The 13,558-nt window shown below is 67.1% G+C and carries 15 protein-coding genes and 1 pseudogene; 12 read left to right on the forward strand and 4 right to left on the reverse strand.

Annotated features, from left to right (window positions below; all coding sequences use genetic code 11):
• Positions 1–20 precede the first annotated feature (20 nt).
• Entirely contained in the window at positions 21–1,190 is a 1,170-nt protein-coding gene (locus tag ACT86A_RS14930; RefSeq protein WP_445092797.1) for a Fic family protein, read from the forward strand.
• Positions 1,191–1,763: 573 nt separating this feature from the next.
• On the opposite strand, the gene ACT86A_RS14935 is transcribed toward ACT86A_RS14930, so the two are convergent.
• Together ACT86A_RS14935 and ACT86A_RS14940 are read right to left on the reverse strand one after the other, a co-directional pair.
• On the reverse strand, positions 1,764–3,179 hold the full coding sequence (locus ACT86A_RS14935; protein ID WP_445092711.1) for an MFS transporter: 1,416 nt from the start codon (positions 3,177–3,179) through the stop codon (positions 1,764–1,766).
• 219 nt (positions 3,180–3,398) lie between these two features.
• The gene (locus tag ACT86A_RS14940) at positions 3,399–4,232 is read right to left on the reverse strand and encodes an oxidoreductase (RefSeq protein ID WP_445092712.1); all 834 of its coding nucleotides are present in this window, start codon (positions 4,230–4,232) and stop codon (positions 3,399–3,401) included.
• 105 nt (positions 4,233–4,337) lie between these two features.
• On the opposite strand from ACT86A_RS14940, the gene ACT86A_RS14945 reads away from it, so the two are divergent.
• Entirely contained in the window at positions 4,338–5,315 is a 978-nt protein-coding gene (locus ACT86A_RS14945) for a LysR family transcriptional regulator (protein WP_445092713.1), read from the forward strand.
• Positions 5,316–6,266: 951 nt separating this feature from the next.
• Here ACT86A_RS14945 and ACT86A_RS14950 read toward each other — a convergent pair.
• Together ACT86A_RS14950 and ACT86A_RS14955 are read right to left on the reverse strand one after the other, a co-directional pair.
• Positions 6,267–6,905: a Uma2 family endonuclease gene (locus ACT86A_RS14950; protein WP_445092714.1), complete on the reverse strand. Its 639-nt coding sequence runs from the start codon at positions 6,903–6,905 to the stop codon at positions 6,267–6,269.
• 180 nt (positions 6,906–7,085) lie between these two features.
• Complete coding sequence (locus ACT86A_RS14955) at positions 7,086–7,538, reverse strand: VOC family protein (RefSeq protein WP_445092715.1); 453 nt, start codon at positions 7,536–7,538, stop codon at positions 7,086–7,088.
• A gap of 340 nt (positions 7,539–7,878) precedes the next feature.
• On the opposite strand from ACT86A_RS14955, the gene ACT86A_RS14960 reads away from it, so the two are divergent.
• The 10 genes and pseudogenes from ACT86A_RS14960 to ACT86A_RS15005 all read left to right on the forward strand — a co-directional run bounded on the left by ACT86A_RS14960 (position 7,879) and on the right by ACT86A_RS15005 (position 13,531).
• Positions 7,879–8,574: a hypothetical protein gene (locus ACT86A_RS14960; protein ID WP_445092716.1), complete on the forward strand. Its 696-nt coding sequence runs from the start codon at positions 7,879–7,881 to the stop codon at positions 8,572–8,574.
• A 5-nt stretch (positions 8,575–8,579) separates the two neighbouring features.
• Positions 8,580–9,872 (forward strand): SRPBCC family protein, encoded by a 1,293-nt coding sequence (locus ACT86A_RS14965; RefSeq protein ID WP_445092717.1) that lies wholly within the window; start codon positions 8,580–8,582, stop codon positions 9,870–9,872.
• Entirely contained in the window at positions 9,869–10,279 is a 411-nt protein-coding gene (gene gvpJ, locus ACT86A_RS14970; protein WP_445092718.1) for a gas vesicle protein GvpJ, read from the forward strand. The genes ACT86A_RS14965 and gvpJ overlap by 4 nt, the downstream gene beginning before the upstream one ends.
• Positions 10,279–11,073: a GvpL/GvpF family gas vesicle protein gene (locus ACT86A_RS14975; protein ID WP_445092719.1), complete on the forward strand. Its 795-nt coding sequence runs from the start codon at positions 10,279–10,281 to the stop codon at positions 11,071–11,073. Before gvpJ ends, ACT86A_RS14975 begins: the two co-directional genes overlap by 1 nt.
• A 3-nt stretch (positions 11,074–11,076) precedes the next feature.
• Positions 11,077–11,301, forward strand: a complete 225-nt coding sequence (locus ACT86A_RS14980) for a gas vesicle protein GvpG (protein WP_445092720.1) — start codon at positions 11,077–11,079, stop codon at positions 11,299–11,301.
• 34 nt (positions 11,302–11,335) lie between these two features.
• Complete coding sequence (gene gvpO, locus ACT86A_RS14985; protein WP_445092798.1) at positions 11,336–11,668, forward strand: gas vesicle protein GvpO; 333 nt, start codon at positions 11,336–11,338, stop codon at positions 11,666–11,668.
• Positions 11,665–12,102 (forward strand): gas vesicle protein, encoded by a 438-nt coding sequence (locus tag ACT86A_RS14990; protein WP_445092721.1) that lies wholly within the window; start codon positions 11,665–11,667, stop codon positions 12,100–12,102. The genes gvpO and ACT86A_RS14990 overlap by 4 nt, the downstream gene beginning before the upstream one ends.
• Complete coding sequence (locus ACT86A_RS14995; RefSeq protein WP_445092799.1) at positions 12,092–12,883, forward strand: GvpL/GvpF family gas vesicle protein; 792 nt, start codon at positions 12,092–12,094, stop codon at positions 12,881–12,883. The genes ACT86A_RS14990 and ACT86A_RS14995 overlap by 11 nt, the downstream gene beginning before the upstream one ends.
• Positions 12,880–13,089, forward strand: a pseudogene (locus tag ACT86A_RS15000) (gas vesicle protein); the annotation flags it as partial. The gene ACT86A_RS14995 and the pseudogene ACT86A_RS15000, both read left to right, overlap by 4 nt.
• Before the next feature lie 136 nt (positions 13,090–13,225).
• Positions 13,226–13,531 (forward strand): gas vesicle protein K, encoded by a 306-nt coding sequence (locus tag ACT86A_RS15005; RefSeq protein ID WP_445092722.1) that lies wholly within the window; start codon positions 13,226–13,228, stop codon positions 13,529–13,531.
• Positions 13,532–13,558 lie beyond the last annotated feature (27 nt).

Raw genomic sequence — 13,558 nt, forward strand, 5'->3', positions numbered from 1 at the left:
CTTACATAGTGCGCTCGGAAATGTTCGCAAACAGCCCAACAGGTGCTCTTGTGCCGATCAGCGGAACGGACCCGCGCTGGGGTGAATGGTCGCATGTGGCTTTTGTGCCCGATCCGCTACCCGAGGTCACTCCCGAACTGAGCGTGCGGACGTTCAATGCCGTAGCCAAGGCACGAGCGGCACTCGCGGCACTTGACGCGTCCGCACGTCACCTACCCAACCCGGCACTGCTTCGACAGCCTGCGCTCCGTCAAGAGGCGCAGAGTACCTCCGCGCTGGAAGGAACCTTCGCGCCGCTGGAAGACGTCCTGGGTGTGGATACCGATGAGCAACCTGCCGACGCGGCAATGCGCGAGGTGTTCAACTACGTCATTGCCGCCGATCAGGCATTCAACTGGGTAACTGACGGTCGGCCACTTACAGTAGGGATGCTCGAATCCCTCCAGGGGATTCTGGTCGGCGGCACCGCGGCCGACACTGGTCAAGCCGGGCGAATCCGGACTTCCCAAGTGGTCATCGGAAGCCACCGTGGTGCCCGCGTGCACGATGCCCGCTTCATCCCGTCGCCACCCGGAATCGGCTTGGAAGGACGGGTCCGCGACTGCATCGAATGGGTCATGCGATCCAACGACGCCATCGACCCGCTGGTCATGGCGGGGATGGCGCATTATCAGTTCGAGACGTTGCATCCGTTCAACGACGGGAACGGCCGCATCGGCCGTTTGCTCATCGTTCTGCAGCTGCACCGGTCCGGAGTTCTGTCGGAACCCACGCTGACCGTGTCGCCATGGTTCGAGGCCAGGCGTGCCGAGTACTACGACAGGCTGCTCGCGGTCAGCGCGACAGGCGACTGGGACGGATGGATCAGGTTCTTCGCCGAAGGGGTCGCGGCCTCGGCAAACGCCACGGCTACACAGCTCACGGATCTGATCCGCGTACAAAATGACCTGAAGGCCCGGGTGCGTGCGGCTGGGCTCCGGGCAGAGAACGCGATGCGGTTGATCGATTACGCGCTCGCGCAGCCGATCTTCACCGTCCGCAATGTAGAACGGCACCTCGGCGTGACCTACACCCGGGCCAATGCACTCGTCGGACAACTTGTCGACGCCGGCACCCTTCGCCAACACGGGGACAGCTCATACGGTCGGCGCTTTACCGCACCTGAGGTGCTCGCCATCCTGCTGCGCTGACAACTCGGCTGTACGGGTTGAGACTGGCAGAGTCGCTTATCCAACTGTCGCAAATTCTCGAGCGTCGGCGCCGACACTCCCTGGCCTGGCACGGAAAGAACCACGCCGGTGAGATCGCTGCCTGGCAGCGGATCCCCAACCAGCTCCCGGTCGTCTGCGAACGCAGTTCAGAATGAGTGATGTGTCGGTTTGGTCTGCTGCGCAATGTTTTTGAGAACCAACCGTCACTGGAGCGAACGCCGAACACGCCGCCCACCACCACGATTGCGGCCGCGCGCAGGATCACGACCGGCACCGGGATGACAGGCGGCCCGCCGGTCCAGTCCCGCGATTCCGATCAGCCCGACGCGCAGAGTGGTGGGCGATGCTGTGTTCGAACAATTTCGTGCCCATGACGCTCAGCATCACCTGCGCGGATGACGCGGCGGCGCGGTGTTGAAACGGGGACCACCTATGAAATGGCCGCCGCCTCGCCAGCGAGCCCGGCGCGCTATCAGATAACAGACTCCGGGACTGTAGAAGTACGGGACTCACGGACTTTGTAATTTGCCCGGGCAGAGAACACCGCCCGGCTCACGCCTCCGCACCGCGGCGCCCGTCCTGCGGCAGCGTCAGCGTCGCGCCCGCCGTCAGTACGAGCCCGGCCGCCGCGAGCAGCATGCTCCACCGCATGCCGGCCAGGAACGTGTCCGCCCCCGCCAGCAGCGCCCCGAAGACTGCCACCGCGATCGCCCCGCCGACCTGGCGGCCGGTGTTGAGCACTGCTGATGCGGTGCCCGCCCGGTCGCCGGGTACCGCGTCGAGCAGCATCGCGGTCAGCGCCGGCACCGTCAGCGCCCCACCGAGGCCGACCGGCACCATCAAAGCCGCCACCACCCATACGTTGGTGTGCGCGCCGGCTGTGAGCAGCACCAGTAGCCCCGCGGTCCCGATCAGTTGTCCCGCCACCATCGGCACCCGCGAGCCGAACAGCTCAGCTAGCTTCGCCGAGGCAAGGTTCACCACCGCGACCAGTGCCGTCATCGGAATGAACATCAGGCCCGCGTGCAGCGCGGTCTGCCCACGCTCCTGCTGCAGGTACAGGCTGAAGATGAAAACCCCACCGTAGTAAGCGGCATTGAGCATGAAGCCGACCACCAAAGACACCGCCACCACCCGCGAGCGGAACAGCGGCAGCGGGAGCATCGGGTGCGCTCCCCTGGCCTGCGCGGCGAGGAAGGCAGCTGCCGCGGCCGCGGCCACCAGCAGCGACACCACCACAAACGGCCGGCCGAACCCCTCGGCGCCGCCCTCGATCACGCCATACGTCAGCGCGCCCATCGCGACCACCGCCGTCACCTGCCCGACCGCGTCCAGCCGCGAGGGCAGCCGCGGAGAGGCCGGCACCCGGGCGAGCAGGGCGAGCGCCAGCAGGCCCGCCGGGAGATTGACGAAGAAGATCCACCGCCAGCCCACGGAGGCGGTAAGCGCCCCGCCGAGCACCGGCCCGGCCGCCACCGCAACCGCGCCGCCCACAGTCCAGATAGCGATCGCCCGAGCCCGCTTTGCCTGATCGGGAAAACCCTGCCGGACCAGCGCCAGCGACGCCGGCATCATCACCGCCGCCGCACCCCCCTGTACCAGCCGCGCCGCCACCAGCACGCCGAGCGCGGGCGCCAGTCCGCACGCCGCTGAGGCCAGCGCGAAGAGCACAATGCCGCCGCCGTACGCCCGCCGGGCCCCGATACGGTCGGAGAGGGCGCCCGCGGAGAGCATCAGGGCGGCGAAGATCAGCGTATATCCGTCCACCACCCATTGCAGGCCGGACATGCCGCCGCCGAGGCCGCGTCCGATGTCAGGTAGCGCGACGGTGACGATCAACGCATCCAGCGAGATGAGGAAGAAGCCCAGCAGGGCGGCACCAAGCACTGTCGGGGATCCGCCCCGGGCCGCCTCTGGCGCTGAGCCCGCGGTGCGGGCGGCCTGGGAGGACTCGAGCAGCGATTTCATCAGGACACTCCTGGAGACGTTCTTGAAGGTGTACGACCGAGACTGGAAGCCAGGGGGCGACCACGGACAGACCGGCCTGCAGCGGGGAGCCATGTGCCGGGTGCGACAAGGCCCGGCCGCCCGGCGTAGCGGTACGTGCGGTCAGCCTGCTGCCTGGGTCTCCCGCCGCGCCTGCGTGGAGACGGCGGGCGGGAACAGGGGCGGAGGCGGCTGAAGATGTCAGTCGTCAAAGTCGGTCGAGCGGGTGAGCTTTTCCCAGGAGCGGAGTTCGGTGCGGCTACGGTCGAGGTGGTCGATGATCGCGTCGGCGGCGTCGTCGCCGAGCGGCAGACGCAACGGCGGTTCGGCGGCGTCCAGAGCGGTGAGGATGGCGGCCGCGGCCTTGGCCGGGTCCCCGGGTTCCTGGCCGCTTCCGCCCGGCAGCCCAGAAAGGACGGGGCCCACGGTGTCCTGGTAGGCGTCCAGGGCCGCGGAGGGCCGCAGTGCTGCGGCGCCGGCGAAGCCGGTACGGAACGCGCCGGGCTCGACGATCAGCACCTGAATGCCGTGCGGGACGACCTCGGCGGCCAAGGCCTCGGAGAGCCCCTCCAGGGCGAACTTGGTAGCGCAGTAGGCGCCGACTCCGGCGAAGGCGAACCGCCCACCCATACTGGTCAGCTGCACGATGGCGCCCGATCCCCGGCGGCGCATGTGCGGCAGCGCGGCCCGGGTGAGCGCGGCAGGGCCAAAGAAGTGCAGGTCCATCAGGTCCCGCAGCTCCGCGTCGGTGGTCTCCTCGACCGCCCCCACCATGCCCCGTCCCGCGTTGTTGACCAGGACGTCGATCCGACCGTGCCGAGCTGCCACGCCGTCGACCGCGGCTTGGACGCCCGCGATGTCGGTGACGTCCAGCGGTAGCGCCTCGACCTGGTCCGGGTGCGCGGCGACCAGGTCGTCGAGCAGCGCAGTGCGGCGGGCGGCGGCGACCACGATGTCGCCCGCAGCCACCGCCGCTTCGGTGATCGCCCGGCCGAACCCGCTGCTCGCCCCGGTGACCAGCCATACCTTGTTCATGTTCTTCTCCTTGTGCCGGGTGCTCCGTTGTTTTCTCGGCGGTCCGTGTGTGAACTATCTTGCGGGGCACACCGGTTGCACGTCCAAGATCCGCTGTGATAACCGATGGTTATGGACGTTCACGGACGGGACCTGAGGTACTTCGCCGCAGTGGCCGAGGAGCTGCACTTCACGCGCGCAGCCGAGCGCCTGTACGTCTCGCAGCCCGCGTTGAGCAAGCAGATCAGGATGCTGGAGAAACAGGTGGGGGCCCCGTTGTTCGAGCGCGACCGGCGCGAAGTGCGCCTGAGCGCGGTCGGTGCAGCGCTGCTGCCGCATGTTCAGCGCGTTCTCGTGGAGTGGGAGGCAGCCCAGGAGGCAGTCGCCCGGGTCGTGGCCGACCGGGCGGCCGTCCTCGTCGTGGGGATGAGTACCAGCCCGGGTCGTGGGGGCGTGCTGCCTGCGATCCGCTCCCGCTTCACCGCCGCGCGCCCTGCTGCCCGCCTCAGACTTCGCCAGGTTTCCTGGCACGACTCGACCGCCGGGCTCGCCGACGGCACGTGCGACGCGGCGTTCGTCTGGCTCCCGCTGCCCGATCCGGACCGCTACCGGTGGGTGGTGGTCGCCGAGGAGCCCCGCCGGGTCGCGATGGCCGATACTCACCCGCTCGCCGACCGGGAGATCATCGACTTCACCGACCTGCTGGACGAGCCGTTCCTCGCTCTGCCCGACAGCGCCGGGCCACTGCGGGACTACTGGCTTGCCACCGACGCCCGCGGCGGGAAGCCGACACTCATCGGCGCGGAGGTGGCAAGCACCGAGGAGACGTACGAGGCGCTCGTCGCGGGTCTCGGCGTGGTCCTGCTGGCGGCCGGGAACACCCCGCTGATCACCCTCGGCGGAGTTGTCACCCGTGCGGTGAGGGGCATCTCACCCAGCCGCTTCGCCCTGGCCTGGCGCGCCGACGACCGCCGCCCGCTCGTGGCGGAGTACGGGCGCGCGTGTGAGCTGGCGACCGAGACAAACGGACTAAAGGCGGGGCGCAGTCGCGAGATGCGCTGGGATCCGCTCCCGACGACGGGGGAAGGACCGAACTCCTTGTAGTAGCCGCTACACCGTCGCTCAGATCGCCGCCGAGTTCGGCGTCACCAGCCCCACGCCCTACTCCGGTGGGTGAGCTTGTTTTCCATGCACCACAACAGGAATCGGCGCAAAGAGGCGCGTCGGTGTTGGCAGTGTTCCAATCGATGATCCGAATTCCGTTGTTGACCAACGGAATTGTCAGAAATCGTCAGAGCAATTCGCAAACTATCGCGAAATCGCATCCGTTGCGATTGGCGGCGCTTGGAGCATCCGAGAGGAAGGTCGCGCTGAGCGGAAAGGGTGAATCCCGTTGCTGTGCTGGTGATTTCATGACTACGTAACTGATGAGGGTTTGCCCGGATGCGGGCATTTCGCGCCCGGCGGACGGCACATTCCGACCTCGATCCTGGAGAACGTGGTCATCGTGAGATCTGTTGGGATCACCCAGGTTTCCTACTCCCGGGGTCGAACGCTGAGCGTTCGAGGCAGTGCGCGTGGTCGCCGGGCTCGACCAACAGCAGCATTGAAGCCCGACACCGATCCGCACCGCAGCAGTCGACAGGGCACGCCGGGCAACGGTCACCACAACCTGGCACGCCCTCTCGGCGCACCAGATAACAGCGTCTGCGCTCGACCGCCGGCCGCTCGGCGACGGGACGTCGAAACGGGTCGTCGATCTGGTGAAACCGGGAGATGGGGGAACACTCCGCGTGCTACCCGGCGAGCGGATCGGCGCATATTCGCGAACGAATCGCGGATTTATTGGGGACGCCTTCGAGAAATGGTGGCGGTCGGCAATGGAGTGGACGAGCTGATTCACCTGGCCGCCATTGCCTTCGGGTTGGAGAGCAGGCGCGCCGCAATCGTGGACAGCACCTTCTCCGGGGTTCCACTCGGCCTGCAATGCCGTGGGCTTGGAGTCGACGCTGAGCTGCCCATCGAGAAGACCTCGTATTCTGGCCGAGCCGCGCGCTACTCGATATCGAGATCCAGTTCTTCCCAAGTGATTTCGAATTTGAGTGGGTCGATGACCGATATCGCGACACCGGGATCGTGTCCCCGCAGCGCAACCCGCTCGGTCACATAGACACCCTCCGTGGTCAACCGTAGTTGCTCGATCGAGGAGACCGGACCGTCGTCGTTGACCATGCGCACGATCCAATAGTGCTGGATGCCGAGTTTGGCGTACTCGGCGCGCTTGTCGACGCAATCCGCGGTGATCGTTCCAGGTGAGACGACCTCGACCACGAGCACGGTGTCGGCCGCGATCGGCTTCGTCCGCCACTTGGCACGGGCATCCTCGATACAGCGATACACAATGACGTCCGGGCGTCGGAAGCTGAAGGGTACTTCGGAGACCAGCATGTCGAGCTCGCCACTTGCACGCAGGCACGGATCCTGCGATGGACGATCACGGACCGCGTCACGCAGCGCTCGCTGGAGATTGTGGGCAATCGAGACGTGGTTGGGTGAGGGCGATTCGCAGTGCACCAGCATGCCGTCTTTGACCTCGATCGCCTGTGCCAAGTCCATCGGCATCGCGAGGTACATGTCCATGTCGATGACCGGAATCGCGGTACGCATCCACGACCAGTCGTATGCCTCACTCACGCCGATCAGCGTAGTGCCTCCCCGACGAGCATCATGCCCGTACAACCAGCGCTGCGGACAAGCGCTTCTACACCGACTACACCCCCGCGTGGGAATCGCCCGCAACGTCGGCGCCGACAACGCTGCCGGGCGCCGCGCAACCCCGACCGGACAATGGGGTCCGGCCGGGATTGCGGCCCCTCACGCGTTGTCGTAGGCGTCCTGCAAGGCCTTGATGTCCAGTTTGGACATCGTGCGCAGGGCCGCGCCGACAGCGATGGTCTTGGCGGGATCGTCACCGTGCAGCAACTGCGGCAGCGCCGCGGGGACCACCTGCCAGAACAAGCCGTAGCGGTCGGTGAGCCACCCGCACGGGCCCGGGTGGCCGCCTTCGGTGAGGGCATCCCACAGACGATCCACCTCGTCTTGGGAGTCCACGACCACCTGCAGCGACGCCGCGTCGGTGAGCGGGTGGTCCGGTCCACCGTTCATGATCGTGACCGTTTGGCCGTCCAACTCCAGCGAAACGATGAACGCCGACCCGTCGCAATTGCGGGAGATGTCGAGCACCTGCGAGTTCGGGATCACCGAGGTGTAGAAGTCGGCCGCTTCCTCGGCGCCGTTCTCGAACCAGAAGAACGTGTTGACGGACATGATGGGCTCCTCGTGGGTTGCTGTGTGAGCTGCTGTCACCCCTTGGTCGAAGCGAACGGCATGGGTTCGACCTAATTCGCGAAACTTTCTCGAGAAATATTTTCGCCCCTGTCGGCAAGGCCGGACACCCGGAAGTCGCTGGGAGACACTGCACAATCCGATCTGGCGCCCTTTCCGCAGGCAGAACCGGCATCGAATCAGGTAACCAAGTATGCGCTGGCAGGTTTGGGTGGTGCGATGTGGTCAAACCCGCCCACGTGGGGCAAAGAGCGCCTCGGCTGCCTTCCTCTCTCCACGCAGCGGCAGCCGACGCAAGCAAGGAGTGATGATGAAGGGCGGAGTGAAGCTAGCTGTAGGGGTGGGTGCCGGGTACCTGCTGGGCCGCACACGCAAAATGCGCCTGGCGTTGACGCTGGCGGGCGCGGCGATGGCCAGGCGGTCTTCCGGCGGGATCACCCAAGAACTGTTGGAGCGCGGGACGTCGCTGCTCAAATCGTCGCCGGAGCTGGCCGGGATCACCGATACCGTCCGCGAGCAGTTGATGGGCGCCGCACGGGCCGCTGCGGTCACCGCCGCGAGCAACCGCATCGATGCGTTGAACGCCCGCCTGCAACAGCGGGCCGCGATACCCGAGGCGGAGGAAGAACTTCTGGACGAGACCTCGGCGACCGACGAAGAGGAGTACCCCGACGAGACGGCCGAGGGCGACGAGCAGGGGTACGCCGACGAGGACATCGAGGACGAGTACCCGGAAGAAGAAGACGAGTACCGGGAAGAAGAGGACGAATATCCGGAAGAAGAAGAGCCCGAAGTAGAAGCAGAGATAGTAGCGGACGAGTCCGAGGGGAGTCGGGACGAGTCCGAGGAATCCCGCGCGCCTGCCCCGGCACGCCGGACGGCGTCCGCCACCCGGCGTCGTGGCGGTGAGTCCCGCCTCCGGAAAACCGGTGCACCCGAACGCGCGGCGGCATCGTCTCGTCGGCGCCGGATTCGTGCCGAGGCCGAGGAAGCGCCTATACGGCGCACGAGGAGGTGAGTCCGATGGCGTCGAGAGCTCTGTCGGACGCAGCGGACAAGGCGGGAAAGACCGCCGTCCGCGCTACGGAAAGGGCGGGCAAGTCCGCCGGCCGCGCGGCAACTAAGGCGGGCAGGACTGCCGCCCAGGCTGCGGGAGGAGCGGGCCGGACCGCCGGCCGCGCTACGGGAAAGGCGGGCAGGTCCGCCGCCCGCGCCGCGGGAAAGGCGGGCACGACCGCAGGCCGCGCCCCAGGCCGGGCAGGCGCAGCAGCAACCCGCGGCGGCGCGGCGGCCCAGAAGACGGTTCAGCAAGCCGCCCCGACCGGCCTGCTTCAGCAAGCACTGCAGAACTTGGCCACAACCGTGGTCGACCGCGCTCTCACGGGAGTTACCGGCAAGCTGTCGAACACGGCCGACCGTTTGAACGAGTACGCCGAAGGAGGCGGAAGTCTGCTGGCGGCGGTAACCGGGGCGGAAAAGCTCGCCGGCGGCGCATCGCCGCTCAAGGCGGCGATGAGCGGCGGGTTGGCGCAGGTCACTCATACGCTGCAAGACAAATTCCAGGAAGCCAAGGGGAACCTGATCGGCGGGAAGGGGAAGGGAGCCGCGGGCAAGAAGCTGAAACTGACGAACATCATCGAACAGATCGACGTCGGCGTTCCGATAGAACTCGCCTACGACCAGTGGACGCAGTTCGCGGACTTCCCGAAGTTCATGAAGAAGGTCGAGCAGGTCGAGCAGGTATCCGACGAGAAGCTCGCCTGGACCGGCAAGGTGTTCTGGTCCCGGCGGTCCTGGGAATCCACCATTGCCGAGCAGGTGCCGTACGAGCGGATCGTGTGGCGCTCCAAGGGGCACAAGGGATACATCGACGGCGCGGTGACCTTCCACGAACTCACGCCGGACCTGACCCGCATCATCCTGGTGCTCGAGTACCACCCCGGCGGACTGTTCGAGAAGACCGCCGACCTGTGGCACGCGGTCGGCCGCCGCGCTCGCTTGGAACTCAAGCATTTCGAGCGGCACGTGATGACCCAGAGCGCACTGCACCCGGACGACGTCGAAGGCTGGCACGGCGAGATCCACGACAGCAAGGTCGTCAAGGACGACGAAACCGCCCGTCGCGAGGAGCGGGCCGACGCCGAAAAAGAGGACGCCGAAAACGACGACACGGAAGCCGAAGAAGAACCCAGAGACAACGTGCGGGACGAGCACGAGGCTACGGGCACCGAACCCGAGGCGCGCCGTCGACCCGACACCCAGCATCGCAGCACCGCCGCACGCCGACACAGGGACAGGCAAGGAGAGCGCACATGACTATCGAACCCGTAGGAGGCGGAGGCGGAGGCGGCACAGGCACAATGGCGCGCCCGAACTCGTCCAGCTTGGCCGACGTCATCGACACGATTCTCGATAAAGGACTGGTCATCGACGCGTTCGTGCGCGTGTCGCTGGTCGGTATCGAACTTGTGACCGTCGACGCCAGGGTCGTCGTGGCCAGTGTCGATACGTATCTGCGCTTCGCCGAGGCGGTCAACCGGCTCGAAATCGGCACTGAACCGAAGGGCCTGACGGATCTGGTCGGCGACGTGACCAGCGGTGCCGCGAAGCACAAGACGAAAGGCGCGCTAGAGGCCGCGGGCGAGAAGGTCTTGGGCTTCCTCGACGAGGTCGAGGACCGGCGCCAGCCTGTGCGGCGGCCGTCGAAGCGCAAGGAGGAATGATGACCACGCAGCACGCAACCGAAGCCCGGGAAACCGAGAGCGGTCAGCGCACCGGCGTATACGTCTACGGCATCGTGCCGGCCGACGTGGAGCCCGAGGAGCACGCCGCCGGGGTCGGCGACAGCAGCATCGATGTGGTGCGCCACGGCGAGATCGCGGCGCTGGTCAGTGCCGTCCCCGTCGACCGGAGGTTCGGCACACCCGATGACCTGACCGCGCACGCGCGGCTGCTCGACGGAGCGGCCGCCGTCGCTCCGGTGCTGCCGCTGCGGTTCGGAGCGGTGATGTCCGATCCGGAGTCGGTGGAAAAGGAACTGCTCGAGGCACACGAGGAGGAGTTCCGCACCGCTCTCGAGGAACTGGAGGGCCGAGCGCAATTCGTGGTGAAGGGACGTTATGTCGAGGGCACGATCCTGCGGGAGGTGCTCGACGAGAATGCCGAGGCAGCGCAGCTGCGGGATGAGATCCGCGACAAGCCGGAAGACGCCACCCGCAATGCCAGGATCGCTCTCGGCGAGATCGTCGATCAGGCGGTCACCACCAAACGCGCGGCGGACACCCGCCGGATGCTCACCCTGCTCGAGCCGCTGACTTCCCTGGTCAACCAACGCGAGCCCACCCACGAAGAGGACGCGGTCCACGTCGCGGTCCTGCTGGAACTCGCCGAGCAGGGTGATCTGGAGGATGCGTTGCGTCAACTCGCCGACGGGGAATGGGAAGGGCGCGTGGAGCTGAGCCTGCTCGGACCGATGGCGGCGTACGACTTCGTGACGAAGCGCGCCCCCGAGGGCTGACGCATGGGGTTGATCTCGTCGATCCTCACACTGCCGCTCGCGCCGGTCCGGGGCGTGATCTGGCTCGGTGATCTGATCCAGGACCAAGTCGAGCAGCGGTTGCACGATCCCGCCGCCATCCGCCGTGAACTCGAGCTGATCGATGAGGCGGCGGCGTCCGGTCAGCTCTCCGAACAGGAGCGCGAGCAGGCCCAGCAGGCGGTACTGGATCGCACGCTGCAGCCGTAGCGACGGCACCGCCGGATGAAAGGGAGTGACCAGCGTGAGCCGCAATACCACGCATGAAGAATCCGAGGACGTCGACTCGCAAACAGGTCAGCAGCCTCTGGGCGCGGCGCAGGCGGCCGCGGCGGCGGTCGAGGACCTGGTGGAGCTGACCTCGCGGCAGCCGGAGGGCGTCACCTCCATGGAGCCCACCGACGACGGCTGGCTGGTGGAGGTAGAGGTGCTCGAGGACCGCCGCATTCCCTCGTCGTCGGACATGCTGGCGCTCTACCAGGTCGAGACCGACCTGGACGGGAATCTGCTGGCCTACCGCAGAACCAGGCGCTATGCGCGCAGCAGCACCGAGATCGGCGGAAGGAATCAGCGATGACGGTGGTCGGAGGTGGACCGTCCGCGCCGCAGCCGTATGGCGGCGGTCACCAGTCGACCAACCTCGGCGACATCCTCGAGCGGGTGCTGGACAAGGGCCTGGTGATCGCGGGCGATATCCAGGTGAACCTGCTTGACATCGAACTTCTCACCATCAAGCTGCGATTGGTCATCGCGTCGCTGGAAACCGCCAAGGCAGTGGGGATCGACTGGTGGGAGACCGATCCCTGGCTCAATAGCAAGGCCCGCACGCTCGAGCGAGAGGATCACGATCTCGAACTCGAGAACCGGAAACTCCGCGACCGGATCGCCGAACTGGAGGCCGCGGACGACCGTCGCGTACCTCTCGAACGCCGCAGCGCGTCCGAAGCGGACGGCCGCCGGAAGTCGCTGGATCGCCGCAGCGAGCCCACGCAAGCGAGGGATCGTGACTGACGGCGTCTGGTTGTACGCGGTGACACCTGCCGGAAGCGTCGATCAGGAGCTGGGCGAGCTCACCGGGGTTGCCGGCGAGCCGGTGCGGACGGTGTTCTCGAATGGCTTGGCGGCTGTAGTCGGTTCCGTGCCGCTCGAGGTGTTCGGTGCGGAGCCGCTGCGCCGGAACCTGGAGGATCTGGACTGGCTGGCGGAGACGGCCCGGGTACACGATGCCGTTGTCTCGGCCGTGGTGCGCCGGGGTCCGGCCGTCCCGCTGCGGCTGGCCACCGTTTTCCTCGACGACGAGCGGGTACGCGGTCTGCTCGAAGAGCGGCGAGCGGATTTCGATTCGGCGCTGATCCTGGTGAGCGGCCGGACGGAATGGGGGGTGAAGGCCTATGGCGACCGCGCCGCACTCGTCTGCGCCGTGGCCGAAGCCGCGAGTCGCGACGAGGCCGGTGGAAGAGGAACGGGCACAGCGTATCTGGCGCGCCGACGCGCCCAGCTGGCCGCGCAGGAGACCGTCGAACGGGACGCCGCGCTGCGGGCCGAGGAGATCCACGCGCGGCTGGTCCGGCACGCCGCCGCCGGTCGCCGTCAGCCGGCGACGGACCCGGCGCTGTCCGGCCGCCGAGAGTGGATGGTGCTCAACGGCACCTACCTGGTGGATGACGACCGCGCCGACGATTTCGCGGCGATGGTCGACGAACTCGGCAACGAATTCCCCGGTATCCGACTCGAACTCACCGGTCCGTGGCCGCCGTATTCGTTCGCGGGCGTCGAAAGGGAACCGGCATGAGCCACCTCGCCGAGAACGTCCCCGGCGAGCGCCGCGTCGCGCTGATCGACCTGCTGGACCGGGTGCTGGCCGGCGGGGTGGTCATCACCGGCGACATCAGGCTCTCCATCGCAGACGTCGATTTGGTTCAGATCTCCCTGCGCGCTCTCATCTCATCCATCAGCGCCCTGTCCACACCCGCGTTGGACACCGCCGCACGCGGCGCGTTGGACACCGCCGCACACGGCGCATTGGACACCGCCGCACACGGCGCATTGAACTCCGCCGCACACGGCGCATTGAACTCCGCCGCACGCGGCGCATTGGACACCGCCGCACGCGGCGCGCTGCAGCCGCCCCCAAATGACTGAATTCGGCGGCATCCCACCGCGTATCGACACCGACCCTGAATCCGTCGAGCGCGGGCTCGTCACACTGGTGCTCACCCTGGTCGAACTCCTCCGCCAACTGATGGAGCGGCAGGCGCTGCGCCGCGTGGACGAGGGAGACCTGACCGACGCGCAGATCGAGCGAATCGGCACCACCTTGATGCTGCTCGAGCAACGCATGGACGAACTACGAGACCATTTCGGTCTCACCCCGGAGGATCTCAACATCGATTTGGGCCCGTTGGGCACCCTGCTGCCCCGATACCCGGACGAACGCTGAGCTCAACGGCACTGAAATCAATGGCAC

It is taken from the genome of Nocardia glycosmidis, assembly GCF_052545115.1.

Bases quoted from the DNA above. Each gene is read 5' to 3' on its own strand.
- ACT86A_RS14930 (WP_445092797.1), top strand. From the start codon at position 21: ATGTTCGCAAACAGCCCAACAGGTGCTCTTGTGCCGATCAGCGGAACG.
- ACT86A_RS14935 (WP_445092711.1), bottom strand. From the start codon at position 3,179: ATGAAATCGCTGCTCGAGTCCTCCCAGGCCGCCCGCACCGCGGGCTCA.
- ACT86A_RS14940 (WP_445092712.1), bottom strand. From the start codon at position 4,232: ATGAACAAGGTATGGCTGGTCACCGGGGCGAGCAGCGGGTTCGGCCGG.
- ACT86A_RS14945 (WP_445092713.1), top strand. From the start codon at position 4,338: ATGGTTATGGACGTTCACGGACGGGACCTGAGGTACTTCGCCGCAGTG.
- ACT86A_RS14955 (WP_445092715.1), bottom strand. From the start codon at position 7,538: ATGTCCGTCAACACGTTCTTCTGGTTCGAGAACGGCGCCGAGGAAGCG.
- ACT86A_RS14965 (WP_445092717.1), top strand. From the start codon at position 8,580: ATGGCGTCGAGAGCTCTGTCGGACGCAGCGGACAAGGCGGGAAAGACC.
- gvpJ (WP_445092718.1), top strand. From the start codon at position 9,869: ATGACTATCGAACCCGTAGGAGGCGGAGGCGGAGGCGGCACAGGCACA.
- ACT86A_RS14975 (WP_445092719.1), top strand. From the start codon at position 10,279: ATGACCACGCAGCACGCAACCGAAGCCCGGGAAACCGAGAGCGGTCAG.
- ACT86A_RS14980 (WP_445092720.1), top strand. From the start codon at position 11,077: ATGGGGTTGATCTCGTCGATCCTCACACTGCCGCTCGCGCCGGTCCGG.
- ACT86A_RS14990 (WP_445092721.1), top strand. From the start codon at position 11,665: ATGACGGTGGTCGGAGGTGGACCGTCCGCGCCGCAGCCGTATGGCGGC.
- ACT86A_RS15005 (WP_445092722.1), top strand. From the start codon at position 13,226: ATGACTGAATTCGGCGGCATCCCACCGCGTATCGACACCGACCCTGAA.